The organism is Paraburkholderia megapolitana (assembly GCF_007556815.1).
GTDB lineage: Bacteria > Pseudomonadota > Gammaproteobacteria > Burkholderiales > Burkholderiaceae > Paraburkholderia > Paraburkholderia megapolitana.
In genome coordinates this window covers 929,040-955,705 of sequence record NZ_CP041743.1, presented here as the reverse complement: position 1 = coordinate 955,705, position 26,666 = coordinate 929,040, and the positions used below count along the sequence as shown (strand labels likewise).

The 26,666-nt window shown below is 62.8% G+C and carries 20 protein-coding genes; 13 read left to right on the top strand and 7 right to left on the bottom strand.

Annotated elements, in window-relative coordinates; genetic code table 11:
* The first annotated feature begins 8 nt into the window (after nt 1–8).
* The 4 genes from FNZ07_RS04015 (at nt 9) to FNZ07_RS04000 (ending at nt 3,035) form a co-directional block, all read left to right on the top strand.
* A complete protein-coding gene (locus tag FNZ07_RS04015) occupies nt 9–434 on the top strand; it encodes a hypothetical protein (RefSeq protein WP_143098063.1) in 426 nt (141 codons plus the stop codon).
* Between the two features lie 15 nt (nt 435–449).
* The gene (locus tag FNZ07_RS04010; protein ID WP_091011706.1) at nt 450–908 is read left to right on the top strand and encodes a GNAT family N-acetyltransferase; all 459 of its coding nucleotides are present in this window, start codon (nt 450–452) and stop codon (nt 906–908) included.
* A gap of 60 nt (nt 909–968) precedes the next feature.
* Nucleotides 969–1,487, top strand: a complete 519-nt coding sequence (locus tag FNZ07_RS04005) for a GNAT family N-acetyltransferase (RefSeq protein ID WP_091011705.1) — start codon at nt 969–971, stop codon at nt 1,485–1,487.
* 108 nt (nt 1,488–1,595) lie between these two features.
* Nucleotides 1,596–3,035, top strand: a complete 1,440-nt coding sequence (locus tag FNZ07_RS04000) for a serine hydrolase domain-containing protein (protein WP_091011704.1) — start codon at nt 1,596–1,598, stop codon at nt 3,033–3,035.
* Between the two features lie 80 nt (nt 3,036–3,115).
* Here the strand turns inward: FNZ07_RS04000 and FNZ07_RS03995 are convergent, their stop codons facing one another.
* The gene (locus FNZ07_RS03995; protein ID WP_091012784.1) at nt 3,116–4,312 is read right to left on the bottom strand and encodes an SGNH/GDSL hydrolase family protein; all 1,197 of its coding nucleotides are present in this window, start codon (nt 4,310–4,312) and stop codon (nt 3,116–3,118) included.
* Between the two features lie 484 nt (nt 4,313–4,796).
* Between FNZ07_RS03995 and FNZ07_RS03990 the strand changes: the two genes are divergently transcribed.
* Nucleotides 4,797–6,269, top strand: coding sequence for a circularly permuted type 2 ATP-grasp protein (locus FNZ07_RS03990; protein ID WP_091011703.1), 1,473 nt, complete (start codon nt 4,797–4,799; stop codon nt 6,267–6,269).
* 70 nt (nt 6,270–6,339) lie between these two features.
* Nucleotides 6,340–7,341 carry an alpha-E domain-containing protein gene (locus FNZ07_RS03985; RefSeq protein ID WP_091011702.1) on the top strand — a complete coding sequence of 334 codons (1,002 nt, stop codon included), beginning with the start codon at nt 6,340–6,342 and terminating at the stop codon, nt 7,339–7,341.
* A 33-nt stretch (nt 7,342–7,374) separates the two neighbouring features.
* On the opposite strand, the gene FNZ07_RS03980 is transcribed toward FNZ07_RS03985, so the two are convergent.
* Nucleotides 7,375–8,460 carry a zinc-binding metallopeptidase family protein gene (locus FNZ07_RS03980; RefSeq protein ID WP_091011701.1) on the bottom strand — a complete coding sequence of 362 codons (1,086 nt, stop codon included), beginning with the start codon at nt 8,458–8,460 and terminating at the stop codon, nt 7,375–7,377.
* A gap of 290 nt (nt 8,461–8,750) precedes the next feature.
* Between FNZ07_RS03980 and FNZ07_RS03975 the strand changes: the two genes are divergently transcribed.
* The 3 genes from FNZ07_RS03975 to FNZ07_RS03965 all read left to right on the top strand — a co-directional run bounded on the left by FNZ07_RS03975 (nt 8,751) and on the right by FNZ07_RS03965 (nt 15,857).
* Nucleotides 8,751–12,218: a transglutaminase family protein gene (locus FNZ07_RS03975; protein ID WP_091011700.1), complete on the top strand. Its 3,468-nt coding sequence runs from the start codon at nt 8,751–8,753 to the stop codon at nt 12,216–12,218.
* A gap of 121 nt (nt 12,219–12,339) precedes the next feature.
* Complete coding sequence (locus tag FNZ07_RS03970) at nt 12,340–14,973, top strand: circularly permuted type 2 ATP-grasp protein (protein WP_091011699.1); 2,634 nt, start codon at nt 12,340–12,342, stop codon at nt 14,971–14,973.
* Nucleotides 14,970–15,857, top strand: a complete 888-nt coding sequence (locus tag FNZ07_RS03965) for a transglutaminase family protein (protein ID WP_091011698.1) — start codon at nt 14,970–14,972, stop codon at nt 15,855–15,857. Before FNZ07_RS03970 ends, FNZ07_RS03965 begins: the two co-directional genes overlap by 4 nt.
* A gap of 25 nt (nt 15,858–15,882) precedes the next feature.
* On the opposite strand, the gene FNZ07_RS03960 is transcribed toward FNZ07_RS03965, so the two are convergent.
* Nucleotides 15,883–16,599 carry an ArsR/SmtB family transcription factor gene (locus FNZ07_RS03960; RefSeq protein ID WP_091011697.1) on the bottom strand — a complete coding sequence of 239 codons (717 nt, stop codon included), beginning with the start codon at nt 16,597–16,599 and terminating at the stop codon, nt 15,883–15,885.
* Between the two features lie 160 nt (nt 16,600–16,759).
* Between FNZ07_RS03960 and FNZ07_RS03955 the strand changes: the two genes are divergently transcribed.
* The 3 genes from FNZ07_RS03955 (at nt 16,760) to FNZ07_RS03945 (ending at nt 19,848) form a co-directional block, all read left to right on the top strand.
* Nucleotides 16,760–18,268 carry a helix-turn-helix transcriptional regulator gene (locus tag FNZ07_RS03955; RefSeq protein ID WP_091011696.1) on the top strand — a complete coding sequence of 503 codons (1,509 nt, stop codon included), beginning with the start codon at nt 16,760–16,762 and terminating at the stop codon, nt 18,266–18,268.
* Between the two features lie 140 nt (nt 18,269–18,408).
* Nucleotides 18,409–18,594, top strand: coding sequence for a CsbD family protein (locus FNZ07_RS03950; RefSeq protein WP_091011695.1), 186 nt, complete (start codon nt 18,409–18,411; stop codon nt 18,592–18,594).
* Between the two features lie 93 nt (nt 18,595–18,687).
* A complete protein-coding gene (locus FNZ07_RS03945; protein ID WP_091011694.1) occupies nt 18,688–19,848 on the top strand; it encodes an AI-2E family transporter in 1,161 nt (386 codons plus the stop codon).
* Nucleotides 19,849–19,987: 139 nt separating this feature from the next.
* Here FNZ07_RS03945 and FNZ07_RS03940 read toward each other — a convergent pair whose 3' ends face one another.
* Together FNZ07_RS03940 and FNZ07_RS03935 are read right to left on the bottom strand one after the other, a co-directional pair.
* Entirely contained in the window at nt 19,988–21,361 is a 1,374-nt protein-coding gene (locus tag FNZ07_RS03940) for an NYN domain-containing protein (RefSeq protein ID WP_091011693.1), read from the bottom strand.
* 112 nt (nt 21,362–21,473) lie between these two features.
* Nucleotides 21,474–22,364, bottom strand: a complete 891-nt coding sequence (locus FNZ07_RS03935; RefSeq protein ID WP_091011692.1) for a LysR family transcriptional regulator — start codon at nt 22,362–22,364, stop codon at nt 21,474–21,476.
* Nucleotides 22,365–22,465: 101 nt separating this feature from the next.
* Here FNZ07_RS03935 and FNZ07_RS03930 point away from each other — a divergent pair, with 101 nt between their 5' ends.
* Nucleotides 22,466–23,446 carry a nitrilase-related carbon-nitrogen hydrolase gene (locus FNZ07_RS03930; RefSeq protein ID WP_245811474.1) on the top strand — a complete coding sequence of 327 codons (981 nt, stop codon included), beginning with the start codon at nt 22,466–22,468 and terminating at the stop codon, nt 23,444–23,446.
* A gap of 42 nt (nt 23,447–23,488) precedes the next feature.
* Here the strand turns inward: FNZ07_RS03930 and FNZ07_RS03925 are convergent, their stop codons facing one another.
* Together FNZ07_RS03925 and FNZ07_RS03920 are read right to left on the bottom strand one after the other, a co-directional pair.
* Nucleotides 23,489–25,240 carry a cobaltochelatase CobT-related protein gene (locus FNZ07_RS03925; RefSeq protein ID WP_091011691.1) on the bottom strand — a complete coding sequence of 584 codons (1,752 nt, stop codon included), beginning with the start codon at nt 25,238–25,240 and terminating at the stop codon, nt 23,489–23,491.
* Nucleotides 25,241–25,244: 4 nt separating this feature from the next.
* The gene (locus FNZ07_RS03920) at nt 25,245–26,465 is read right to left on the bottom strand and encodes an AAA family ATPase (RefSeq protein ID WP_091011690.1); all 1,221 of its coding nucleotides are present in this window, start codon (nt 26,463–26,465) and stop codon (nt 25,245–25,247) included.
* Nucleotides 26,466–26,666 lie beyond the last annotated feature (201 nt).

The following is a 26,666-nucleotide window of genomic DNA, read 5'->3' as shown; positions in this document are numbered from 1 at the left end:
TTGACGACATGGACGAATTCGAAATATATCGATCGGACTTCTACAAACTGAGCCAGGCGTACAGCTTCCGCTTGCCGGGCTATCTGATCCTAGAGTCTCTCTTGCCGCTCACTGAGTTTGGCGACCTTCCGCCTGCCGCCGATGCAGATCTGGCGAAATGTTTTCGTGTCGCGGAGCGACTTCTTAACGCGTTACTGCTTCCCGAACGCATCTACTTCTCGCGGTTCGGCGAGACGACTCAAGCTATACATTTCCACGTTGTGCCACGCACCGCAGAAATTGCGCGAAGGTATTGCCACCCGGCGGCTGTCACTCCTGGGCTTAACGGTGCAGAAGTCATGAGCTGGATATGGGCCAATCATGGTGACCTCGACTACTCGGACGCAGACATTCGTGAATTTGTTCGCTCTGCGCGGCAATATCTCCAAGCCTGACGCTAGAAAACCCGAATGAACATAACCTACAAAGCAACCACAACCGCCGACGCCGACGCACTCGTCGAAATCCGCATCCTCGCGATGAGAGAAAGCCTTGAGCGCATCGGCCGGTTCGACGCACAGCGTGCGCGCAACCGATTTCTCGCTTCCTTCGATCCGTCGCTATGCCGCTACATCGTTGCCGACGGAACAACGGTTGGCTTCGTCGTAGTCAGGCCAATGCCCGATCACATTCTTCTCGATCATCTCTATGTACTTCCGGAGCACCAGGGTAAAGGCATCGGTGCTTCGGTGCTGCAAGATGTCGTGACGGATGCGAACTCGAAATCGATACCGACCAAGGTCGGCGCCTTGCGTGGCAGTGACTCGAACCGTTTCTATCAACGAAATGGTTTCGTCAAAGTGGATGAAGGAGAATGGGATATCTACTACGTTCGCGCGCCCCGGCTGAACGTCGTGCCCCCGCGGTAACCGAACACGCTTGGCACAGAAGTGTCATATGCAAACAAGTCTTCACTCAGGAACCCGCAAGTGAATAAAGACCAAATAGAAATCAAACCATTGACGATAGACGACGCCGACGCATTCAAGGCACTCCGCCTGCACGCCATTCAGGATGCGCCCGCATCGTTCTGGCCGACTTACGAAGAAGAAGCGCGGCTTGCTGTGGAAGATGTTCGCAACCGGATTCGACCCACCGAAAACCAGGTTGTGTTCGGCGCCTTTAGCGGCACCGCGTTGATTGGTATCACTGGCCTACGGCGCGAATCGCTTGAGAAGATCACTCATAACGCCACCTTGTGGGGCGTGTTCGTTGAACCAGAGTGGCGTAGAAGTGGCGTCGCCCGCATGTTGCTCGAAGCGGCCGTTGCCCATGCTCGCGAGACTCAGGTGCTGCAAATCCGGCTCTTCGTGCACACGGAAAATCCGCGCGCGCAACAGTTGTATCGATCGGTTGGGTTTATCCCTTACGGCATCGAACAGCGTGCGATCCGTGTCGGAGACCGGTTTTACGACGAAGAGCATATGATGCTGCGCCTGGACGAATAAGAGCAAGCCCACACAACCGCGTTGAACCACAACGTCGACGGTCACTTGCCGACGTTCGCTGGAGTGGTCTAAATTGCGGCAAGCCCATCGACGCAGGAACGAGCCTCTATGTCCAATCCAGACACTTCTCGGTTGCCTAAGGACGCACATGACCACGTCGAGACCGAAAATGCTCATATCGAGGGGCTCGCAACTGAGCTCCTGAATGCAATTAACTCGTTCAGCCGTCAGTCGATACGGAATTTCTTAGTTAATAACACCAATCTCCCAACCTCAAACGACTCGCTTGTCGATGAATCTGTGGCGTGGCTACATGGTTTCGCGCGCCTATCCGGACGGCTCACCTTGCGCGAAATCGTGAGTCCGACGACCGACTCCCCTTGGGTCGTGAGGGTCGAGGACGCAGTCTATTCCCTGCCACACTTGATACACATTCAGATCCAGCCGGACGGCGGGGGCAAGATCATCGGACTGAATCTGCTTCCTGGTGAGCTGGAAGATGACCCGATCACGCTGGAAACCGCTGTCGAACAAAGTCGGCGGTTTTGCGAAAGCGGTACGAAAGCAGATGTGTTTTCGGGAGCAGTACTGGTAGCCCGCGGACCGGACGTTCTCTTCGAATATGTGAGTGGTCATGTCGACAAGCGCCACAACGTGCCAAACAACCTAGACACAAGGTTCAATCTTGGTTCGATAAACAAGATGTTCACTGCGATCGCCATTGCTCAACTGGTCGAGCAGGGGCGACTCGGTTTTATGGACACCATCGACCGGTACATCGATGAAACGTGGCTCCCGGAATCGGTCACCAAAGAGATCACGGTTCATCATCTGCTGTCTCACAGTTCGGGCCTCGGAAGTTTTTTCAACGAGACATTCACCAATGGGTCACGGGCGCGGTTTCGGAATATCGCGGACTACAAGCAACTCATCAAGGACGATCGCCCGTCGTTCACACCGGGAGAGCGCTTTGAGTACAGCAATACCGGGATGCTCCTGGCTGGGGTGATAGTCGAACGCGTAACGGGCGTGAGTTACTACGACTACGTGCGCGATGCGATCTACGCACCTTGTGGCATGAACCATACGGACTGCTTTGACATCGATGCACCGGTTCCCAACCTCGCCATGGGCTACATCCCGGAGATCATCGAAACGTCGATGCAAAGCGATCGTCCCTTCGTTCGCTGGCGCGAGAACATCTTCGAGCACGTTGCCAAAGGTGGGCCGGCCGGCGGCGGCTTTTCTACCGTGCGTGACCTGCGCCGCTTTGCTGACGCGCTCCTCGCCGATACCCTCGTTAGCCGGAGCATGCGTGACACGCTATGGACGGACCACTATGGCGCGGGATACGGATACGGATTCGAGGTCGTTCAGCATGCGGGCGAAAAATCTATCGGACATTCGGGCGGCTTCGCGGGTATCAGCGCAAGCTTCCTGGTCGGCGTAGACACGGGTCTGGTCGAGGTCCTGCTGTCCAACCATGACGCGGGCGTGTTCGGGTTGGAACGATTCATCTACAGCACATTTGGCCGAGTTCGCTTTTAAGAGCTTGCGCGATGACTTGGCATCTACACGTTCTGCTCGAATATCCATTCACGAATTCTCCCCAGGCCTCACATCACCGATCACCCAACCGAAAACACCCCACCACCCCCAAACACCACCCTCGCAAACCGCTCACCAATCCGACGGTGCGTAGCCTCATCCGGATGAAGCTGATCAGGAAGCGGCAACTCCGCGAAATCCCGTTGACCATAGAGCTCAAGTCCATCGAGGTAATGCAGATGACGATCGTCGGCGGCGCGTTGCTCTACGATGCGCCGCAGTTCATCCCGGATAACAGTGAGCGTTAATTTCCCGGCCTTACGCTTAGCCGGATCGCCGGTCGCCCGAAACGACACTTTCCCGGAAGTCAACGCCGTCATATCGAATGCGCCAGGACCCGGCGTGTCTTCGTGAATCGGGCAGTAGAGCGGCGAAATCACGAGTAGCGGTGTAACCGGATGGCCTTCGCGGATGGTGTCGAGAAACCCATGCACCGCAGGTCCAAACGCACGTAGCCGCATCAGATCGGCATTGACCAGGTTGATACCGATCTTGAGGCTGATCAGATCAGCAGGCATATCGCGCATGGCCCGGGCAGTGAACGGATCGAGCAACGCACTTCCGCCAAAGCCAAGATTGATCAGTTCCACGTTGCCGGCAAACGATGCAAGCGCAGCCCAGGTCGCAGTAGGGCTGCCCGCGTTGGAACCATGGCTGATCGAACTGCCGTGATGTAGCCAGACTCTTCGACCATCACTGGAAACGGGTTCGACGGGCGCGTTGGTTCGTAGAGCGACGAGTTCGGTGATTTCGTTATGCGGCAACCATATCTCGACGACTGCCCTCTCGTCACGGTCACGCCTCGCCACCACATCGGCGAACTTCACCGTCCCAACCGCACCCTGCCGACGCGACGCCGTCCCAGCAGCCATATCGATCGTCACGATATCCCCACCGTCCGCATTCCCCTGACCGACGAGCTTGCCATCGACCAACAGGTCGTACACCCCCAGCGGACGAGGCGGAACACCCGCGTAGACATAGCGGGTCGGCAGTACGTCGAGCTCGATTTCGGTTGCACGCGTCTGGAAGACGAGTCGCACACCCGACGGCTGCGACTCCGCCATCGCCAGTTGTGGATCCGCACACTGGGCACGAGCCCGAGCAGGCAGGCGATGCGGCAACACCCCCCGGTCGGTGCGTTCGAGCTCGAGTGCACCGCGCACGAACTCCGCGGTAATCGGTGTCGTGATCCAGCGGCTCTGGTCGTTTGTCATATGATCGATGGCAGGTTGCGAGTGTGCGATGTTACCCGTGTGCCTCGCCGCGAAGAATGTGAAACCCCGATTCTGTGCGGATGCGGCATAGGTCGCACCGCAACGGTGCAAATCGCTGAGAGGCAATCCCAGCGCGGCGCTCGGTCTGCCGTGTTGTTTCATCGGCATGGAAGTTGCGTCGTACGAATCGGCGCCTGGTTGTCTAGTCGTCGCGACCGATACCGCCGTCGGTGCCGTGCAGGCACTCACCGGTAGCCAGGGTTTTTCGCGACAAGACGAAAGATGCATGCCCGTCTGGAGACGCGGTAGCATGCGTAAGTTCAGGATCGGGCGAATGAGTCATGACTGACCCGCTTCTGTCGTCGCGTGCAAGCGCGACGGGGTAGCGAGCCTCGATCGGAACCGCGTCAAGCGAGCGAGGGCGAGTGCAACCAGGAGATTGGAAGTCGCCACTTCGGTATGCACATCACATGGAAGACCGGTTATGACGCAAGCTTTCTTCAATGAAATGTTCCAGCGCTCCGAGATGCACGCGGCCGGCTTGCCGGCGGCGGCGTTTTCCGGAGCAGGCGATCCGCGCACGCACTATCGTGAGTTCTTTACGTGGATGTGCGGGCAGAGCGTCCAGCAGATCACCAACAAGCGCGCAGAGGCCGAACTCAACTTCCGGCGTGTCGGTATCACGTTCGCGGTGTATGGCGCGAAGGACGAAACCGGCGTCGGCACCGAGCGCACCATTCCATTCGATGTGATTCCACGCATCTTTCCCGCCGCGGAATGGGGTGCACTCGAACGCGGTCTACGTCAGCGCGTCAATGCGCTGAACCGCTTCATCCACGACATCTACCACGAGCAGAACATCATTCGGGCGGGCGTGATTCCCGCTGCGCAGATCACCGGCAATACGCAGTACCGGCCTGAAATGCGTGGTGTGAATGTCACGCGCGACATCTATGCGCACATTGCCGGCATCGACATCGTGCGCGCCGGTGAGGGCGAGTTCTACGTGCTGGAAGACAACTTGCGCGTGCCGTCGGGTGTGTCGTACATGCTCGAAAACCGCAAGATGATGATGCGGTTGTTCCCCGATCTGTTCTCGCGCAATCGCGTGGCGCCGGTCGCGCACTATCCGGACATGCTGCTCGATACGCTGCGCGCGGCAGCACCCGAAGGCGCGGACAATCCGACCATCGTCGTGCTGACACCGGGCATGTACAACTCGGCGTATTTCGAGCACGCGTTTCTCGCGCAGCAGATGGGCATCGAACTCGTCGAAGGTCAGGATCTGTTCGTCGAGAACGACTACCTGTACATGCGCACGACGCAGGGGCCGCAGCGCGTCGACGTGATCTATCGGCGCGTCGACGACGACTTCCTCGACCCGTCGGTGTTCCGTTCCGATTCGACGCTGGGTGTCGCCGGTCTGATCGGTGCGTATCGCGCGGGCAACGTGACGCTGTGCAATGCGGTCGGTACCGGCGTCGCCGACGACAAATCGATCTATCCGTACGTGCCCGACATGGTGCGCTTCTACCTCGGTGAAGAGCCGATACTGAACAACGTGCCGACGTGGATGTGCCGCAAGCCCGACGATCTCAAGTACGTGCTCGATCATCTGCCGGAACTCGTCGTCAAGGAGACGCATGGCGCCGGTGGCTACGGCATGCTGGTCGGACCGGCATCGACGCACGCGGAAATCGAAGCGTTCCGCGCCGCGCTGCTCGCGCAGCCGGACAAATACATCGCGCAACCGACGCTCTCGCTGTCCACCTGCCCGACCTATGTCGAGTCCGGCATCGCGCCGCGCCATATCGACCTGCGGCCGTTCGTACTGTCCGGGCACGAGGTGCGCATGGTGCCGGGCGGTCTCACGCGGGTCGCTTTGCGTGAGGGTTCGCTGGTCGTGAATTCGTCGCAGGGTGGCGGAACCAAGGACACCTGGGTACTGGAGCGCTAGGCCGCCGCGACTGCCGGCCGATCCGCAATCCAGTCCACGTCAACGAGAACGAGAACTTTCGGGAGCACCCATGCTTAGCCGTACCGCCGACCACCTCTTCTGGATGGCGCGCTATACCGAGCGTGCCGAAAACACCGCACGGATGCTCGATGCGAACTACCAGATGTCGCTGCTGCCCCAGTCCGACGAATACGCGGAACTGGGCTGGCGCGCGATGCTGTCGATCTCGGAACTGAGCGGCGTCTATGCCGCTGCGCACCAGGGTATGAAGAGCCACGACGTGATCGAGTTCATGTCGCGCGACCTGGCCAATCCTTCGTCGATTGTCAGTTGCCTGCGAGCCGCGCGCGAAAATGCGCGGGCCGTACGCGGCTCGATCACCACCGAGCTGTGGGAAACGCTCAACACGACGTGGCTCGACTGCCAGCGGTTGTTGCTCGACGGCATTCTCGAGCGCGATCCGTACGAATTCTTCGAATGGGTCAAGTTCCGCTCGCATCTGTCGCGTGGCGTGCAGCTCGGCACGATGGTCAAGGACGATGCGTTCTACTTCATGCGGCTCGGCACGTTTATCGAGCGCGCGGACAACACCGCACGGATTCTCGATGTGAAGTTCGAGATGCTCGAGCAGCGTGCCGACACCTCGGCTCAATCGCTCGATTACTACCACTGGGCCGCCGTACTGCGCTCGGTATCGGGCTTCGAGGTGTATCGCAAGGTGTATCGCGACGTGATCACGCCTGAACGTGTCGCCGGACTGCTGATCCTGAACGGCGACTGGCCGCGTTCGCTTGCGGCGAGCATGACGGAGGTCGGACAGATCGTCGAGCGTGTGACGAACGGCCGGTCGGAAGCGACGTCGCGGCTCGCCGCGCAGCTTTCCGCCGAACTGCGCAGCGCGCGTGTCGGCGACATTCTGGCCGGCGGTCTGCACGCGTATCTGGTCGACTTTCTCGCGCGCGTCAACGACCTGGCGAGCCGTGTGAGCCGCGATTTTCTGGTGCCGATCGCGGCCGAAACGGAGGCCGGCGCAGCCACGCAGAGTCAGAGCCAGACGAGAGCTGCGGCGTGAAGCTGGACTCGCAGCGAGAGTGGGGTCGTGCGTTCAACCCTGCGCGATGCCGCTCGCACCCGCCGCACTCGCCGCAATCACCCGATGCACGAAGCGTAGCTTGTCGATCACCGGCGGCGCGAGCATGAACGGATAGCCGTCCTGCAGTCCGAGGCTGCGATTCAGGCTGTTGAGCACATAAGTAAGTGGAAACCAGCGTTTCATCAGATTATCGAAGCTGGTTTCATCGACGGGCGTCTGGTCGGTGAGCCTCGGTTCGTGCGGGCTGTCCGGTACGAGCTTGAGTCCGCAGGAGACGGCGGTGTCGAGCGTGTCGACGATATGCAGGTAGTGCGCCCAGGTTTCCGCCCAGTTTTCCCACGGATGCATCGTGGCATAGGCGCTGACGTAGTGCTGCGGCCAGTCGGCCGGCGGCCCGTTGTGATAATGGCTGTCGAGCGACGCCGCATAGTCGGCGCGCTCGTCGCCGAAGCACTGGCGAAACGGTTCGAGCCAGCGCGACCCGGCAATCAGACGATCGAAGAAGAAATGGCCCGACTCATGACGGAAATGCCCGAGCAACGTACGGTACGGTTCGCCGAGCGCAGAGCGGGTGCGCTCGCGGTGCGCATCGTCGGCTTCGGCGATGTCGAGCGTGATCAGGCCGTTCTGATGTCCGGTCGTCACGGGCTTGCCATCCGCGGTATCGCCTTCCAGAAACTGGAACTGCAGGGTGTGATCCGGGTCCGCCTCGCGGGACGGCGCGAACAGTCCGAGTGTGGCGAGCGTGTACAGCAGGCGCCGCTTCGCGCTTTCGATGCGGTACCAGTAGAGCCGGTTGTCGGGTGCAGTGAGATTCGGGATCGTGCTTGTCAGCTGGCACGAGCGGCACAGCGTGTCGGGGGAATCGGCGGGAATCATCCAGTTGCACACGTTCTCCACGGCATAGTTGTGGCACTGCCGGAACAGCGCGCCGTCGGCCTGCGGATGCAGGCTGCGCCAGCGGCCTTCGCCCGCGTCGTCGAAGGCGCTGATCTCGCCGATTTCGGGCACGTAGCCGAGCAGCGCTTCGCAGTGTTCGCAGCGGATATTTTCGAAGAACACCGTTTGATCGCATCGGTTGCAGTGGAACGTTTTCATTGCGTTGATCAGAACCAGAAAGAGGAAAACAACCGGCGCTGCATGCCGGTTTCGTATGGTCCGCGTGCGGCCTGCGGACGGACCGCGGCTCGTGTGGGCCCGTCAGGTTATCGCAAGCATCGTGCCGCGCGCACCCGTTGTCATGTCGCTTGTCACTCCGCTTGTCATGTTTTTCTCGCCGGACACAGGCATCATCAGCCGTTGCACGGTGCTGGGGTGCGGGTTCGTCCTGCCAGGCCTGCGCTTCACCGGCAGGCATCGCTTATCGTTTTTTCATCGAGGAGTCCGGTGTGTCCATTCGAGTCGCATTGAACCACGTCACGCACTACCGCTACGACCGGCTGGTCAATCTTTCGCCGCAGGTCGTGCGGTTGCGTCCGGCGCCGCATTGCCACACACCGATCGTGTCGTACTCGCTGCGCATCGAGCCCGAAACGCATTTCATCAACTGGCAGCAGGACGCGTTCGCGAACTACCAGGCACGGCTCGTGTTTCCGGAGCCGACCCGCGAATTCAAGGTCACGGTCGACCTGGTCGCCGAGATGGCGGTCTACAACCCGTTCGATTTCTTCCTCGAACCCGAGGCACAGCAGTTCCCGTTCAAATACGCGGATGAGCTGCGGCGCGAACTTGCCCCTTACCTCGTCAAACGCGAGCCGACACCGCGTTTTGCTGCGTTCGTCGAGAGCATCGACCTGACGCCGCGTGTCACGATCGACTTCCTCGTCGAGCTGAATCAGCGCCTGCAACAGGACATCCGCTATCTGATCCGGATGGAACCGGGGGTGCAGACGCCGGAAGAGACGCTCACGAACGGTTCGGGTTCGTGCCGTGACTCTGGCTGGCTGCTCGTCGAGACGTTCCGTCAGCTCGGTCTTGCCGCGCGTTTCGTGTCGGGCTATCTGCTGCAGCTTACGCCCGATACGAAGGCGCTCGACGGTCCCAGCGGCACCGAGGTCGACTTCACCGACCTGCACGCATGGTGCGAGGTTTATCTGCCAGGCGCCGGCTGGATCGGGCTCGATCCGACCTCGGGATTGCTCGCGGGCGAAGGCCACATTCCGGTTGCGTGCACGCCGGAGCCGGGCAGCGCCGCGCCGATCTCGGGCGCCGTCGACGAATCGGAAGTCGAGTTCACCCACACGATGTCGATCCAGCGCGTGCTCGAAACACCGCGCGTGACCAAGCCCTATACCGAAGCGACATGGGAAGCAGTCCAGCAGATGGGCGCGCACGTCGACGCGCAACTGACCGACATGGACGTGCGGCTGACGATGGGCGGCGAGCCGACCTACGTGTCGGTGCGCGACCGCGATGCCGCCGAATGGAACACCGACGCACTCGGGCCGACCAAGCGCGGCTATGCGGTCGCGCTGATGGACAAGCTGCGCACGCGCTACGGCGCGAACGGTTTCCTGCATATCGGCCAGGGCAAGTGGTATCCGGGCGAGCAGCTGCCGCGCTGGGCGCTGTCGCTGTTCTGGCGCGCGGATGGCGAGCCGTGCTGGCAGGACCCGACGCTGTTTGCCGACGAGCGCACACCCGATTCCTATACATCGGAAGATGCGTCACGGTTCGTTCGCCATCTGGCGGGCAAGCTCGCACTCGATACGCAGCACATCGTGCCGGGCTACGAAGACGTCTGGTACTACCTGTGGCGCGAACGTCGCTTGCCGGTCAACGTCGATCCGTTCGATTCGCGGCTCGACGACGAACTCGAACGCGTGCGGCTGCGCCGCGTGTTCGATGCGGGTTTGCCTTCGGTGACCGGTTACGTGTTGCCGCTCGCGCGCGAGAACGATGTGCCGCTGCAGCCGGCGCGCTGGATCAGCGGCCCGTGGTTTTTCCGCGAAGACCGCATGTACCTGATTCCCGGCGATTCGCCGATGGGCTACCGTTTGCCGCTCGATTCGTTGCCGTGGGTGTCGAAGGCCGATTATCCGTGGCAACACGAGCACGATCCGTTTGCACCGGTCGCGCCGCTGCGTAACGCAACCGAACTGCGGATGCAGTATGGCGATGCGGTACACGCTGCGTTGTCGCACGACACGTCAGGTGCCTCAGGTGCATCAGGCGCGGCTGGCGACCACCGCGCTGCCCATGCAACCGCATCGGCCGCAGCCCGCGATGCGCGCAGCGAGCGCGCGCCCGAAGCCGGAGAATCGGCAGCATGGCTCATGCGCACGGCAATCTGCGTCGAGGCACGCGACCCCGCACGCGCTGCCGGTCCGAAGGTCGAGACCGACACATTCGGCAGCGGGCACAAACTGCTGCACGTGTTCATGCCGCCGCTCGCCGCACTCGACGACTACCTCGACCTGCTCGCCGCCGTCGAAGCGACCGCGGCCGAGTTGCGCGTGAAGGTGATCGTCGAAGGCTATCCGCCGCCGCGCGATCCACGTCTGAAGATGCTCCAGGTCACGCCGGACCCGGGCGTGATCGAAGTGAACATCCATCCGGCGTCGAGCTGGGACGAACTCGTCGATAACACCGAGTACCTGTATCAGTCCGCGCACGAAACCTGGCTGTGCCCGGAGAAGTTCATGACCGACGGGCGCCACACCGGCACCGGCGGCGGCAATCACTTCGTACTGGGCGGCGCGACGCCGCCCGACAGTCCGTTCCTGCGCCGCCCCGATGTGCTCGCCAGTCTGATCGCTTACTGGCTCAACCATCCGTCGCTGTCGTACCTGTTCTCGGGGCTTTTCATCGGACCGACGAGCCAGGCGCCGCGCGTCGACGAGGCGCGCAACGACCAGGTCTACGAACTCGAACTCGCATTCCGCGAACTTCAGCACCAGCTCGATCTGCTCGGCGGACGCGAGAGCGCGACGTTGCCGCCGTGGCTCGTCGACCGCACGTTGCGCAATATCCTCATCGACGTGACCGGCAACACGCACCGCTCCGAATTCTGCATCGACAAGCTGTATTCGCCGGATGGTCCAACCGGTCGCCTCGGTCTGCTGGAACTGCGCGGTTTCGAAATGCCGCCGCATGCGCGCATGAGCCTCGTGCAACAGCTTCTGCTGCGCACGCTCGTCGCGCGTTTCTGGCACAAGCCGTACACGACGCGGCTTACGCGCTGGGGCACCGAGCTGCACGACCGCTTCCTGCTTGGGACTTTCGTGCAGATGGACTTCGACGACGTGCTCGACGATCTGCGCAACGCAGGCTATGCGTTCGATCGCGAATGGTTTGCGCCGCACTTCGAATTCCGCTTCCCGCTGGTCGGCGAACTGCAGACAAACGGCGTCGACATCACGATCCGCAATGCGCTCGAGCCGTGGCACGTGATGGGCGAGGAGGGTTCGTCGGGCGGGACGGTGCGCTATGTGGATTCGTCGGTGGAACGGCTCGAGGTGCGGGCGTTGGGGCTGAACGGCAATCGGCATGTGATCACGGTGAACGGCGTGCCGCTGCCGTTGCAGCCGACGGGCCGCGTCAGCGAGCATGTGGCCGGCGTGCGCTTTCGCGCCTGGTCGCAACCGACGGCGCTGCATCCCTCCATCGGCGTGCATGCGCCGCTCACGTTCGATCTCGTCGATACATGGACGGGCCGCTCGCTCGGCGGATGCCAGTATCATGTCGCTCATCCTGGCGGACGCAGTTACGACACGTTCCCGGTCAACGCCTATGAGGCCGAAAGCCGGCGCCGCTCGCGCTTCTTTACGATCGGCCATACGCCGGGCGCGCTCGTACCCGAGCCGCGCGAGCGCAGCATGGAGTTTCCGTTCACGCTCGACCTGCGTTATCGTTGATCCGCACGTCGGGTGTTTCGACGGCTGCCGGCCAGTCCGGCGGCACAGCAGCCCGCCTGATCCGGCGCTGCTGTGCCGCCGCCCATGACAACCACACCGAACCCTTCGACGCGACACGATCTTGGCTTTTCAATCGACCCTGCCTTTCGACATCACCGCCACGCAACCAGATGCGCTGGCGCTGCTGCACGCACTACCCGCAAGAGAGGGGCACCGCGAGGAACTGCGCGATGAAACCGGCGCGCTGCGTGCGCCGTGGCGGCAGTTCTTCGATCTGCTGGGCGAAGAGGGGATCGCGGGTCTCGATCATGGCATTGCATCGGTCGCGCAGCAGATCCGCGACAACGACATCAGCTACAACGTCTACGCAGACAAGGGCGAGTCGCGGCCCTGGGCGCTCGACCTGCTGCCGTTCCTGATCGACGAGGAAGAATGGGCGTTGATCGCGCGCGGCGTGGCGCAGCGCGCGCGGCTGATCGAAGCGATCGTCGCCGACATCTACGGCCCGCAGACGTTGTTGCAACGCGGGCTGCTGCCGCCGGCGCTGGTGTTCGGGCATCCCGGCTACCTGCGTGCCGTGCGCGGCTTTAAGCCCGCTTCCGGTCAATATCTGCAGATCGTCGCCGTCGATCTGGCACGCGCGCCGGACGGCGCGTGGACCGTCATGTCGCATCGCACCGAGGCACCGTCGGGCCTCGGCTATGCACTCGAAAACCGCCTGATCGTCTCGAGCCTGTTCGCCGATCCGTTCCGCGCCATGCGCGTGAGCCGTCTCGCGCCGTCGTACTCGCAGCTGGTCGCGACGCTCGCGCAAGCGGCGCGCGCGACGATGCGCGACGGTGATCGCGAGGAATCGCCGCATATCGCGCTGCTCACGCCGGGTCCGTTCAGCGAGACTTACTTCGAGCATGTGTTCCTCGCGCGCTATCTCGGCGTGACGCTGGTGGAGGGCAAGGACCTCACGGTGCGCGACGACAAGCTCTATCTGAAGACGCTGGCCGGGCTTGAGCGTGTGCATGCGGTGCTGCGCCGGCTCGACGACGCGTTTTGCGATCCCGTCGAACTGCGCGCCGATTCGACCATCGGCGTGCCGGGCCTGCTGCAGGTGATGCGGGCCGGCAATGTGATGGTGTCGAACGTGCCGGGCTCCGGCTTCGCCGAGTCGCCCGCACTGCACGGATTCATGCCGGGTATCTCCCAGGCGTTGCTTGGTGAGCCGCTCGTGCTGCCGGCCGTGCCGACCTGGTGGTGCGGCGAGGAAGCGGCGCGGCAAGAAGCGTTTGCGCAACGCTACAGCGCTTTCCTGCTGCCGACCTGGCCCGGTGCGCAGGGTGGCACCTCCGGTACGTCTGGCGCGTCGTCTGGCTGGCCGCTCGGCATCGCGCCCGGTCCGCAGCGACTCGCCGACTGGCGTGAGCGGATCGAAAGCACGCCCGAGTCGTACACGATCCAGGCGCCGCTGCCGTATTCGTGCACGCCGCGCTACGAGGAAGGCACGCTCGGCGCGCGGCCGTCGGTGCTGCGCGTGTATGCGATTGCCGGTATCGATGGGCAGTGGAGCGTGCTGCCGGGTGGCTTCACGCGGCTCGCCGCGGAGCGCCAGGCGACTGTATCGATGCAGCACGGCGGCAGCAGCGTCGATACATGGGTGCTGTCGAGCCAGGCGGGTTCGACGTTGTCGTTGCTGCCGTCGCCGATGCAGCCAGGCGATCTCGCGCGCAAACATCGCACGGTGTCGAGCCGCGCCGCGGAGAACCTGTTCTGGGCCGGTCGCTATGGCGAGCGCGCGGAAAACAACGTGCGGCTGTGCCGGCTGATTCTCGGCTCGCTGGAAGGCAGCGATGCCGACGAGATGTTCGCGACGCTTGCCGAACTCGCGTCGCAATGCGGACTGATTCCTTCCGTCGATACGCTCGCGCATACCTCGCCGCAGGCATTCGAGCGCACGCTGATTGCCGGCATGAGCGAGGCAAGCGGCGAGACCAGCATCGGGCAGAATCTCGCGAGCCAGGTGCGCGCGTGCGGCGAGATCCGCGGGCGGCTGTCTAACGATCACTGGCGCACCATTCTTGCCGCGCGCAATGACTTCCGCGACGCGCAGCATCGGCTCGTGCTCGCAAGCGGCGTGGGACGCTATGACCGCGTGATGCTCGCCGATGCACTCGAATATCTCGCGACGCAGCTGTCTGCGATCAGCGGCGCGCAAGGCGACCGGATGATGCGCGACGAGGCATGGCGTCTGCTGTTCGTCGGGCGGCACATTGAGCGTGTGGTGACGATGTGCACGTTTCTGCGCGCGGTCGCCGGGCAGGGCACGCTGGCGCGGCCTGCGGGCTTCGATCTGCTGCTGCAACTGTTCGACTGCACGTTGACCTACCGCTCGCTGTATCCGGGCCGCTTCGAGGTGCCGGCGCTGATCGATATGCTCGTGGTCGACCAGACCAATCCGCGTGGTTTGTACGGCGTTTATACGCGGCTGCGCAAGAAACTCGATGAAATCGCGGCTGCCGCGGGCAGTACGCGGCGCATGCCGTTCTCCGAGCTGATGCCACCGATAGCGTCGCTACCCCCGCTCGAAGCACTGTGCGAGAGCGATGCCGAGGGCGGTTATCCCGCGCTGATCGACCTGTGCGACCAGTTGAGTCAATACATGGCTGCGGCATCGAACGAGATCAGCGGGCGCTATTTCAGCCACGCGAATACGCAGCTGTCCGCGCAGGTGCAGGTGCAGACACAGACGCAGGTGTCGGCATGACGACCGCAACCGTACTGTCGGTGTTGCATCGCACGGCGTATCGCTATTCGACGCCGGTCGAAACCGCGCAGCACCTGGCGACCATCCGGCCGCTCGCGTGCCCATGGCAGCGGGTCGTTTCACACGCGGAGCAGATCGAGCCGACGCCTTCGTATCTGAACAGCCGTATCGATGCGTTCGGCAACGACGTGCTGTATTTTTCGCTCGATGCCCCGCACGAGTCGCTACAGATGACGAGCGAAACGGTAGTGCGGTTATCGCCGCGCTGGCATGCGCTCGACCCCGAGGTGACCCCCGCATGGGAAGAGGTCGCCGAGCGGCTGCGTTTTCGCGCCGGCGGCGAATTCTTCCCGGAGTCGGAGTTCTGCTTCGCGTCGCCGAACATCGTGCTGCTGCCCGCGTTGCGCGCGTACGCGCTGCCGAGTTTCGCGCCCGGTACGCCGCTCGTCGCAGGTGCCATCGATCTGATGCACCGCATCCATGCCGATTTCGAATATCGCCCCGCCACGACGACTTTCGATACACCGGCGCAACGCGCGTTCGAACTGCGCAGCGGTGTGTGCCAGGACTTCGCGCAGGTGATGATCGGTTGTCTGCGTGCTTTGGGTTTGCCGGCGCGCTATGTGAGCGGCTACCTGCGCAACGATCCGCCGCCGGGGCAGCCACGTTTGATCGGTGCGGATGCGTCGCATGCGTGGGTGTCGGTGCATTGTCCGCAAAGCGGATGGATCGATCTCGATCCGACCAACGACGTGCTCGCCGATCTCGACCACGTGACGCTTGCGCTCGGTCGCGATTACAGCGATGTGTCGCTGCTGCGCGGGATGATACTCGGCGGCGGCGCGCATCAGGTCGAGGTCGGGGTGAGTGTGCTGGCGCTTTGAGCGGCGGTGGCCAGCATCGACCCCGCTATGCCTCCTGCGTCAACGCCCCAAGCCTGCCCTCGATGCCGAGTTCGGCCTTCAACCCCGCCCATCCCGCCGGGGTAACCTGCACGACCCGCGATGCATTAACCCGCCGCATCCAGCCGTTCGTACACAGCGCGCTCATGAACTGCACGCCGAGCGGTCCCGCCAGATGATGCTGCCGTTCAGTCCAGTCGAGGCACTGCCGCGCGATGCCGCGTCGCGTGGCGCGCAACTGGTTCATGTCGAGCCCGATATGCCCGAACCAGTCGAGGCCGGCAGCTGTCACATCGAAGCGCTTGTCCTGCGCGGCCACGATAAAGCCGCGCTGTTGCAGCGCCTGGGTCACCGCGACGCCGACCTGTCCCGCGAGATGGTCGTAGCAGCAGCGCGCAAAACGCAGGTTCTGCGCGTCGCGGCCGAGCGGCCGGCGGCGCACCTCGCCAGCGGGCACGATGGCGGCGAGATTTTCCAGCACGAGCGCCACATGTGCTCCCGACAGCCGGTAGTAGCGGTGCCGCCCTTCGGCTTCGACGGTGACGAGGCCGCCGTCGAGCAGCTTCGCAAGATGCGTACTGGCGGTCTGCGCCGTGACGCCCGCGGCATACGCGAGTTCGCCGGCCGGCAGCGCGCGCCCGGCGACGAGCGCCATCAGCATGTTCGCGCGAGCGGGGTCGGCGATCAGGAACGCGGTGGAGGCGATATTCGGTTGAGAGCACATGTCCGGTCTCCAGAGATGTTGTCATCATAGGCCGTCAATCCGGCTCGACGTTTCGATGCGTATCGAAACGTCGAAAATGCCTGGAACCCACGCCAAACCTGCTCTAACCGTGGCAAACCGCGCCGCACCGCTAGAATGCGGTATCTCTCACGGAGGCTGGATGAACACGAGCGACGCGAGGCCCCAGGCCGACCGGCGGCAGTTACAGCAGATCATCGCGGGGCTGACCGAAGGGATCATCCTCATCGATCCAGATGGATCGATCGTCTGGGCCAATGAAACGGCGCTTGCGATCCACGGCGTCGAGACCGTCGACGCGCTAGGCGGTAACCCACGCGGTTTTCGCAAGAAGTTCAAGCTGACTTACCGCAACAACCACGCGTTGCAGGCGGATCAGTATCCGATTGCCCGGATCATCGCTGGGGAGTTGTTCAGCGATGTGATCGTCGAAGTTACGCGCTCCGACGACGAAGACTTCCGGCACATGCACCAGGTACGCAGTCTGATTCTGACCGACGCGAGCGGCGCGTCGGAATCGTTGGCGCTGGTGGTTCAGGACGTCACCGAGCGCTTCAGCGCCGAAGAGCGCTTCGAGAAAACCTTCAACGCGAACCCGGCGCCGGCAGTGATCTGCCGGCTCGCGGATCTGCGCTATGTCAAGGTCAATCAGGGCTTTCTGGAGATGACCGGTTACGCGCGCGAAAACGTGATCGGCCGCTCGACGTACGAAGTCGACGTGCTAGAAGGCGCGGACAAGCGCGAGCAGGCGATCGTCAATCTCAACGAGGGTCGTACGATCGGACAGATGGAAGCGACGCTGCAGTTGCCGGACGGGACGACGAAACTGGTGATCGTGGCCGGCCAGCCGATCGAGATCGGCGAAGAGAACTGCATGTTGTTCACGTTCATGGACATGGAGCCGCGACGCAAGGCCGAAGACGCGCTGCGACATACCGAAGAGCGTTTTTCGAAGGCATTCCGGCTTGCGCCGGTACCGATGACGGTCAGCTCGCTCGATGGTTTCGTGCTGATGGATGTGAACGATGCGTTTGTCGCGACGACCGGTTACGAGGCTGAGGAAGTCGTCGCGCGACAACCCGAAGAGATCGGCCTGTGGTCACGCAGCGACGCGTACCGGAAACTGCGCGCGGAAATGGAGACGCACAGCAGCGTGCGCAACTACGAAATCCAGCTGCAGACGAAATCGGGTGTGGCGGTGGACTGTCTTGTTTCCGCAGAGGCGGTGACCATTCACGGGGAGCGCTGCCTGTTGAGCGTGATCCAGGACATCACCGAGCGCAAGCGTTCCGAAGTGGAACTGCTGGCTGCGATCGAAGCCGTGATGAAGGACACGTCGTGGTTTAGCCGCACGGTAATCGAGAAGCTTGCGCAGATCAGGCAACCGAACGGCGCGCAGCAGGCGGGCAGCGATCTGTCGGAATTGACATCGCGCGAGCGCGAAGTGCTGGGGCTGATCTGCCAGGGCTACGACAATGAACAGATTGCCGAAGCATTGAATCTTGCGCCGAACACCATCCGCAATCACGTCGCCACGTTGTACAGCAAGATCGGCGTGCACCGGCGCAGCGCGGCGATTGTGTGGGCCCGCGAGCGCGGCATAGTCGGCTACGAGAAACCGAAGCGACGCACGGGCGGCACGGCAGATTGATCGCAGATTGGTGTAAAAGTACTGGTTTAACCGGTATCCGGGCATCTAGGCCCACGGATTGCTCACAGGTACATTGACCTGCATCCACTACATCCACGTATGCAGGTGGATTTCAGATGCATAACCTTTTGGGAGCAATCATGGACACAGATCGGATCAAAGGTGCAGCAAAGGAAATCAAGGGATCGGTGAAGGAAGCGGTCGGCAAGGTTACCGGCAATCGCACTACTGAAGCTGAAGGCAAGGTCGAGAAAGCCACCGGTACCGTGCAGCGCAATTTCGGTGAAGCGAAGGACAAGGCGCGCGACGCCCTCGACAAGAAGTAAAGCCATCCGTTGCCGGTCAGGTTCATGGCCGGCCGCGTTTCTCCAGACAGCCGCCCCGGCGTGATTGCGGGGCGGCACGCTTGCGTTGGAACCATGAACCACGACAACGACAACGATCAGAACAGTCGCAATCAGAAGAGCTTTTATATGCTGCTGGCCGCGGTTTCGCTGGCGCTTATCTGGATCCTGCTGCCGTACTTCGGCGCGATCTTCTGGGGGACGATACTCGCGATCCTGTTTCAACCGCTGCAGCGCAGTCTCACGTTTCGCTTCGGTAACCGGCCCAATCTTGCGGCACTGACGACGCTCGCGCTGTGCGTGCTGATCGTGATCCTGCCGGTGAGCGTCATGATCGGTACGCTCGTTCAGGAAGTCGCGTACGCGTATCAGCAGATCCGGCAAGGGCAGTGGGATTTCGGCCTGTATTTCCAGCAGATCGTGCAGGCGCTGCCGGCGTTTGCGCAACGCGCGCTCGATAACGTCGGCCTCGCCGACATGCACGGCTTGCAGGCGAAACTGTCGGACGGCGCTGCGCGTATCAGTCAGTTCGTGGCTGGCCAGGCTGTCGTGATCGGGCAGAACACGCTGCAGTTCGCGGTCGGCTTCGGCATCATGCTGTACCTCGTTTTCTTCCTGCTGCGCGATGGTCGCGCGATCTCGCGACGCATCCGCGATGCGATTCCGCTTGAGCGTTCGCACAAGGATCGTCTGTTGATCCGCTTTGCGACGGTGGTGCGCGCCACGGTGAAGGGCAATATCGCGGTGGCGGCGGTGCAGGGTGTGCTCGGCGGGATTATCTTCGCGGTGCTCGGCATCAAGGGCGCGCTGCTGTGGGGTACGGTGATGGCGTTCCTGTCGCTGCTGCCCGCGATCGGCTCGGCGCTCGTCTGGGTGCCGGCGGCCGTGTACTTTCTGCTGGCGGGGCCGCTGTGGAAGGCGATCGTGCTGATCCTGTTCTGCACGCTCGTGATCGGCACCGTGGATAACGTGCTGCGGCCAATTCTCGTCGGTAAGGACACCAAGTTGCCGGACTGGGTCGTGCTGATTTCGACGGTGGGCGGGATGTCGGTGTTTGGGATCAACGGGTTCGTGATCGGGCCGTTGATTGCTGCGCTGTTTATCTCGTGCTGGGATATCGAGGCGCCGCCGCAGAGTGCGGTGGCGAATGTGCCTGCGGATGGCGGCGGTGCTATCGAGGTGGCCGAGGCCGCTGAATCGGCTGCGCCCGCTGAGGGGGAACGGCCTCGCGCTTGAGCGTTGCGGTCGAGGTTCCCGTCGATGCGCGTACTTCGAACGGCCCGAATATTCCGGCTACTGCAGCAACGGCACGCTCTCGCGATATGCATTCACGCGATGCGATCTAACGCAGACCTGCATCGCGTGTATCTGACTTTCACTCTTCGTTTGCCGCGCCCGCAGCCTTGCGCGGCCGACGTGGCCGTGCCGCCGATTTACGCGCGGCAGACTTCTGCGCCGGTTTGCGCGGTGCGGTTTCGCCGACAGGGGCGGCGGCGGGCGGTGCGCTCGGTGCCTCCGCAGCCGGTTGCGCAGCCGCTGCGGTCTTCTTCGCCGCAGGCTTGCCGCGACGCGCGGCCGGGCGCTTGCGTGCCGGTGCCGGCGTTGGTTGCGACTCGCTTTCGCTATGCGTCTCGACGGGCGCATGCAGTGCTTCGTCGGCGCGCTCCGGTTCGCGCACGGCTTCGTATGTCTCGTACGTCTCGAGCGTTTCGTAAAGATCAGGCTGACGATGCGTGTCGTGTGCTTCATCGACCGGCGCTTCGGTCCCGTGCTGCTCGGCCGCCTGTCTGCCCGAAGTCGCACCCTTGCGATGTCCCTTCTTGTCGTTAGCCGGGCGGTTGCCAGATTTGTTGCCCGACTTCGACTTACCCTTCGTGCCATCTTCGTTTGCGGCGTTTGCCGGAGCACTTGATGCCACCGGTTGCGCCGCTTCTGTCGGGCTCGACCGATACACAAACGAACCCGACTTCTCGTCACGTCCGACTTCGAACAGTCCACGCGCCTGGACCTCGTCCAGCAGATTGCCGAACGCACGGAAACCGTAATAGGACTCGCTAAAGTCGGGCTTGCGCCGCTTGATCGCGCTCTTGAGCACGGAAGCCCAGATCTTGCCGCTTTCGCCGCGTTCGGCGGCGAGTGCGTCGAAGGTTTCGACGGCCAGCGCAATGGCGATGTTCTTGCGTTCATCGCCTTCCTTCTTGCGTTGCCGGTCTTCATCGGGTGAACGGCGTGTGCCCGCGCTCGGCTCGCGCCGCGCGGCAGCGCGCTGTTGCTCGCGCACGAGGTCGTCGTAGAAAATGAATTCGTCGCAGTTCGCGACGAGCAGGTCGGAGGTCGACTGTTTGACGCCGACGCCGATCACTTTCTTCGCGTTCTCACGCAGCTTCGACACGAGCGGCGAAAAATCCGAATCGCCGCTGATGATGACGAACGTGTCGACGTGCGATTTCGTATAGCAGAGATCGAGTGCATCGACGACGAGGCGGATATCGGCCGAGTTCTTGCCCGACTGGCGTACGTGCGGAATTTCGATCAGCTCGAAGCTCGCTTCGTGCATCGCGGCCTTGAAGCCCTTGTAGCGCTCCCAGTCGCAATAGGCTTTCTTCACGACGATGCTGCCTTTAAGCAGCAACCGCTCGAGAATCGGCTTGATGTCGAACTTCTCGAACTTGGCATCGCGCACGCCGAGTGCGACGTTTTCGAAGTCGCAAAACAGCGCCATGCTCGCGCTTTCCTGGATTGAGGCCATATCTTCTCCGGCTGTCTACCGCGAAGGCGGCAGAGGGTAATGTGCACATCATAGCGGGTTACGCGGTGCGGACCGTTTCGCGGCGCTCGGGCGCCATATCTCGCACACGCGTTTAGTCCGCTCGACGCGAGTTTTTCTTCGTTGCGGCGCGCACGAACGAAACGAAACGCTCGACCACCGCATCGTCGCGCGCGGACTGCCATGCGAGACCGACGTGCCAGCGTGCGGACGGGTCGCGTAGCGACAAAACGCGCGCATCGCGCAGCAGATATCGAACCCTTGAAGGCAGCAACGCCGCACCGACGCCGGCTGCAACGGCTGCGAGCACGGACTGGATATCGTCGGTGTGCTGGATCACGCGCGGCACGAAGTCATGCTTGCCGCACCAGCGGTCGATCTGCGCGGCAAGCCCCGGGCCACGACTACGCGCAAGCGCAATGAAACCGATCTGGTTCAGCTCGTTCAGATTGGCGGGCAGGCGTTTCCATGGTGCGTGCTCCGGTACGGCGAGCGCGAGTGCCTCGTCGACGACGGGAAACGCGGACAGGCCCGCTTCGGCAGGCAGCCGCAGAAAGCCGACGTCGAGCTTGCCCGACAACAGCAGCCGGCTTTGTTCCGCCGACGAAAGATCGTTCAACGTCACGCCAACTTCCGGATTGCGGCGGCGGAATTCGGCGATCAGCTTCGGCGTGAGCGTCAGCGTGGAAAGCCCGAGACCGATGCGCAGATGACCGCGCTTGCCGCTGCTCGCTTCACGGGCGTGCATGAGAACCTCATCGGCTTCGCGCACCAGCGATCTGGCATCTGCGGCGAAACCCACACCGAACACCGTCAGTTCGGCACCGTGCCGCCCACGCTCGAACAACCGCCCGCCGAGCGTCGCTTCGAGCGCGCCGATCTGTTTGCTGAGCGCAGGCTGGGTGATATGCAGCGTGTCGGCGGCGCGGCTGAAGTGACCGGTTTCGGCGACTGTCAGAAAGGCACGCAACAGTTTGAGTTCCATTCCACAGAGTAATCAGATCGGTAAAAACATTCATTTTACTTATCGAATGCCGGAAGGTCCAATGGAGCAGTGTTTCAGCGCTTTAACTTCAGGAGAGGATCTTGGCCGGTTCAACGCTGCGGGTCGCATCGGTGCCGTTCGTTTCGCGCGACGGCGATTGCGCGCATAACGCCGCGCAGATAGCGGCTTGTCTCGTCGATGTGGCACGCGAAGGCATCGCGCTTGCGGTGTTTCCTGAGCTATGCCTGAGTGGCTATACGGATACGGCGAAGTTGTCGCGTGCGTCGCTCGACGCTTTGGCGGAACCGCTCGATGGCGCATCGATCCGCACTGTCGCAGCGGCTGTCCAGCGCACTGGTGTGGCATGCGGCGTCGGGTTGATCGAGCGCGCGCCGGATGGGCGACTCTTCAATAGCTACGTGATGTGTCTGCAGGACGGTGCGCGGCACTGTCATCGCAAGCTGCATGCTGCCGAGCATCGGCGCATTGTCAGCGGCGACCGCCATACCGTGTTCGATACCGGATGGGGCGTGCGGATCGGTATTCTGACCGGCGGCGACAGCTATCTGGTCGAGAACGTCCGCATGACCGCGCTGCTCGGTGCAAGCGTGCTGATCGCACCACATCGGTCTGGCCGCGCGAGCCGCACGGGTGAGCATCCGCTGCAGCCGCTCCCGATGATGTACAGGTCGCCTGTGGACACGGACACGATGGAAAGCATGCATGGCTGGCTGTGCGCTCGCGCGGCCGACAACGGCATGTTCATCGTTTTCAGCGATGGCCGCGAAGCGTCGAACGATCAGGCGACCGATGCGGCCGCAGTCATCGTCGATCCGTCGGGGCTGGTGCTTGCGACGAGCGGTACGTCGGGGGCTTACGCCGCAGCGAATCTCGATCTCGCGTCGATCGAGCGCAGTCGTGGAAGGCAATGGCTGGCTGCGCGCCGTCCCGATCTGTATGCGCTCCTTGCGCAGTCGGCAGCGGATCGCTCACGTGAATACGACGAGCCGCCGAATGCATCGGCAAGAGGCTCTGTGGCGCTGGGTTTCGCTGTAGTCAGCCGGCACCGGTTGATGCGCTAGCGAGCGCGTAAGCGGATAACGCGCGACCACGCCCGACAAAGCTCAACGATCGAGCAACATCGCGCTCAACACGCCGAACGCAGTACCGGGCAGCTCGTGCAGTTTCCTCACGACGATACTGCGCGGATAAAACGCTTCGACGGCATCGTCGAGTATGCCTACGCCGACGATCTCGATGCCGGCGCGGCCAATCGCATCGACGCGTGCGTGCAGATCGCTGCGCAGGATGGCAGGATTGCCGTCGCCAGTGGCGGGGTCGCCGTCGGAGAGCACCATCAGGATCTTGCGGTCTGCGCGATGCTCGGCGAGCCGTCCGGCGGCCCACGCGAGCGCTTCGCCATCGGGGTTCTCGTGGCCGCATTCGATATCGGCGAGGCCGCTTAAGTCGGCGGCGCCGAAGCGTTTGTAGATCTGCAGATCGAGCCGTTCGACTGTGCGGTTGTAGGCGCTCAGATCGGCGCCGCTGTCCCGCTGCCTTTCGTACAGCTGTCGCATTTCCGCGGACTCAATGGAACTGTAGCCAAGCACTTCCGAGTCGAAGCCGAGTTGCGTGAGCGCATCGCACAGCGCAGCCACGCAGAGTCGCGCGAGTTCGATCTTCCTGCCCGCCATCGATCCGCTGCGATCGATCAGCAGCGTCACGGCCGCATCGCGTCCCTTTGTCACGCGCTTCACGCGGAATGGCGTGCGATAACCCGGTGCAATCGCAAGACGCGCGAGCGCCGTTCGATCGATTTCGCCGCGTTCCTGTTCGCGTTTCCAGTGCGTGAGTTCGTCGGCTTTGAGCGCGCGTTCGAGTTTCGCTTTCAGCGGCGAGGTTTCGGCGCGGGCGAGCGAACGCAGTGCGTGCCAGCTGCGCGTATCGCCGCGGCCGGTGCGGTCGGTGACGAGATCGAATTCTGTCGTAAGCGGAACGGAGAGCTGCGGGCGCGATTGGCCGCCCGGTTGCAACCCGCCCGATGCGACCGCCGAAGCAAACGATTCCGACGGCGTACCGAGTGGCGAGTGACCCATGCCCGCGCCATCGATGACGTTGCTGCTGGCGGCTTGCGTGAGGGATGCGTCCGACGCGTTATCGGGCGCCGCCGTGCCGTCGCCATGACTGGGCGGTCCGTCGAACGTTGCGGGTACCGATTCCGCATCGAAGCCGTCAGCGTCGCCCGGCGTGAACATCATGTTGTGCGCCCCGCCCGACGACGACAGCGCACGCACCGTCGCAATCACGGCGCGCGCGGCGGCGATGCTGTCGTCAGTCGAACGGCTTGAACGGGCAGCGGCGATCGTTTCATCGACCGCATGCAGCGCGGCCGACAGCGACGGACTCAGTTCGCCGGGCTCCGGTGTTTCGAGCCACAGACGCCGCTCGACGAGCCACACGAGCTTGTCGCGCCACGACAGTTTTTGCCAGCGTTGACGTGCGTCCTGCGCAGCACGTTGGCGCAACTGACCGATAAACCAGCGAGCACCAGGATAGTTGTCGAGCAACCGACGACACACGCGCTGATCTTCGATCGCCTGCGCAAGGCGCGCATCGGTACCGTTACCGAGCGCGGTGAGCGCCTCGTTCGACGAATATTTCGAGCGCGCGACCAGCAGATCGAGGTAGCCGACAAGCGTGTCGCGGTCGCGCTCGTCGACGATGTCGTACGACGGGATCACGATGCGATCGCGCTCGACACGCGGACCTTCGGGGCTGAACGCAACCGCGATGCCGTACTGGCCCGTCAGCACGCGTGCGATCTTGCCGAGTGTCGATTCGAAGCCGAACGTATCGGTGCCGCGTGCCGGTTGCATGGCGCTACGCCTGTGTCGCGATGTAATGGCGGATGATGCTGCGGATCAGCGCGGCGTCTTCGGGGCTGACCTTCGCATAGATGGCCGGGCCCGCGGCGCGCTCGGGGTCGCCGGTGCGCAGCATCAGTTGCGCCCAGTCGAGCAGGCGCCGCGTCGAGAATGCGCTCGCGAGATCTTCGCGCGCGAAGGCGGCGCGGCAATCGGCGGCGATCGCCGCGAGCGTGTGCGCCATCGTTTGCGACAGATGCGGGGCGAGCGTGCGCATCAGCACCTCGGCCTCTTCGTCGGGCGACAGATAGTCGATCAGATACACGCGCCAGCGATCGAGAAACGCTTCGTTCATCAGATTCGCGCCCTGATACAGATGGCGGAACTGACTCATCGCACCGACCGCATTGGCCGTCGCGAAGAGACGGAACGACGGATGCGGCTCGACGATGTCGTTGCCTTTTTCCTTCAGCAGCAACCGGCCACCCGGTTCGAGTACGGCAGTGAGCACGGCGAGAATGGCCGGTTCCGCAAAGTCGACCTCGTCGACGATCAGCCAGCGACCTTCGCGCATCGCGGCCGGCAGCACCCCGTCGACCCATACCGTCTCGCCGCCTTTCACGGTCCAGAAGCCGACGAAATCGCCGACCGTCGTCTGGCCGTTCATGTTCGAGCGCAGCACACCGTATTGCGCGCGCGCCGCGATCTGTTCGATCAGACTCGTCTTGCCTGAGCCCGTGTGCCCGATCAGCATCACGCGACGGTTTTCGACGATGTCCTCGACGATGTCGTTGAAACGTTCGGTAAAGAGCCACGCGGGGTTGACTGCCGGTACGAGCGGGTTCGGTGTGCCGAGCGGTACGTCGATTCGACCGATGGTTACGACCTGAGCGGTACTGCGCGATGTAGCGGTTCTGACAGTTGATTGTGCAAACGCATTTGATGCGCGTGCGAGATCTGCCATGAAATCGGCAGAGGCTTGCGGTGCGGCGGCAAGCTGCTCGCGTTCGGTTTCAGACAGATAGCCTTCGCGATGCCATTTCTGCAGCTTCGCATCGAGATTCTCCTGATCGACGACGGTGTCGATATCGACCGAACCGTCGTCGCGGCCGTGCTCGATCCGGTACATGAATGCGCGCTCCGATAGCGATACGCGCCACCACTCGGCGCCGCTGCCGATCGAGCGCGTGTAGACGCCTATGCTGGGGTTGTCGTCGGATAGAAGGGATGCGTTCATGGTCGGCGCCGGGCGGGAAGGACAAAAGCGTGCGGATGCGATGATCGGATGGCAGCGCGTCCGCAAGGTGACGGATGCCGTCCGATGCTATCAGCAACCCCGCGGCGGTGCAAAACCGGGGCGTACGACGATGATGCTTGCGACGCGGGTAACGTACGAGCGAACGGTGTCACCCGGCGCGGCGGAAGATGTCTCTATGAC

Coding starts and splice junctions, on each gene's coding strand:
- FNZ07_RS04015 (WP_143098063.1), top strand. CDS start 9: ATGGACGAATTCGAAATATATCGATCGGACTTCTACAAACTGAGCCAG.
- FNZ07_RS04010 (WP_091011706.1), top strand. CDS start 450: ATGAACATAACCTACAAAGCAACCACAACCGCCGACGCCGACGCACTC.
- FNZ07_RS04000 (WP_091011704.1), top strand. CDS start 1,596: ATGTCCAATCCAGACACTTCTCGGTTGCCTAAGGACGCACATGACCAC.
- FNZ07_RS03995 (WP_091012784.1), bottom strand. CDS start 4,312: ATGACAAACGACCAGAGCCGCTGGATCACGACACCGATTACCGCGGAG.
- FNZ07_RS03990 (WP_091011703.1), top strand. CDS start 4,797: ATGACGCAAGCTTTCTTCAATGAAATGTTCCAGCGCTCCGAGATGCAC.
- FNZ07_RS03985 (WP_091011702.1), top strand. CDS start 6,340: ATGCTTAGCCGTACCGCCGACCACCTCTTCTGGATGGCGCGCTATACC.
- FNZ07_RS03980 (WP_091011701.1), bottom strand. CDS start 8,460: ATGAAAACGTTCCACTGCAACCGATGCGATCAAACGGTGTTCTTCGAA.
- FNZ07_RS03965 (WP_091011698.1), top strand. CDS start 14,970: ATGACGACCGCAACCGTACTGTCGGTGTTGCATCGCACGGCGTATCGC.
- FNZ07_RS03960 (WP_091011697.1), bottom strand. CDS start 16,599: ATGTGCTCTCAACCGAATATCGCCTCCACCGCGTTCCTGATCGCCGAC.
- FNZ07_RS03955 (WP_091011696.1), top strand. CDS start 16,760: ATGAACACGAGCGACGCGAGGCCCCAGGCCGACCGGCGGCAGTTACAG.
- FNZ07_RS03950 (WP_091011695.1), top strand. CDS start 18,409: ATGGACACAGATCGGATCAAAGGTGCAGCAAAGGAAATCAAGGGATCG.
- FNZ07_RS03945 (WP_091011694.1), top strand. CDS start 18,688: ATGAACCACGACAACGACAACGATCAGAACAGTCGCAATCAGAAGAGC.
- FNZ07_RS03940 (WP_091011693.1), bottom strand. CDS start 21,361: ATGGCCTCAATCCAGGAAAGCGCGAGCATGGCGCTGTTTTGCGACTTC.
- FNZ07_RS03935 (WP_091011692.1), bottom strand. CDS start 22,364: ATGGAACTCAAACTGTTGCGTGCCTTTCTGACAGTCGCCGAAACCGGT.
- FNZ07_RS03925 (WP_091011691.1), bottom strand. CDS start 25,240: ATGCAACCGGCACGCGGCACCGATACGTTCGGCTTCGAATCGACACTC.
- FNZ07_RS03920 (WP_091011690.1), bottom strand. CDS start 26,465: ATGAACGCATCCCTTCTATCCGACGACAACCCCAGCATAGGCGTCTAC.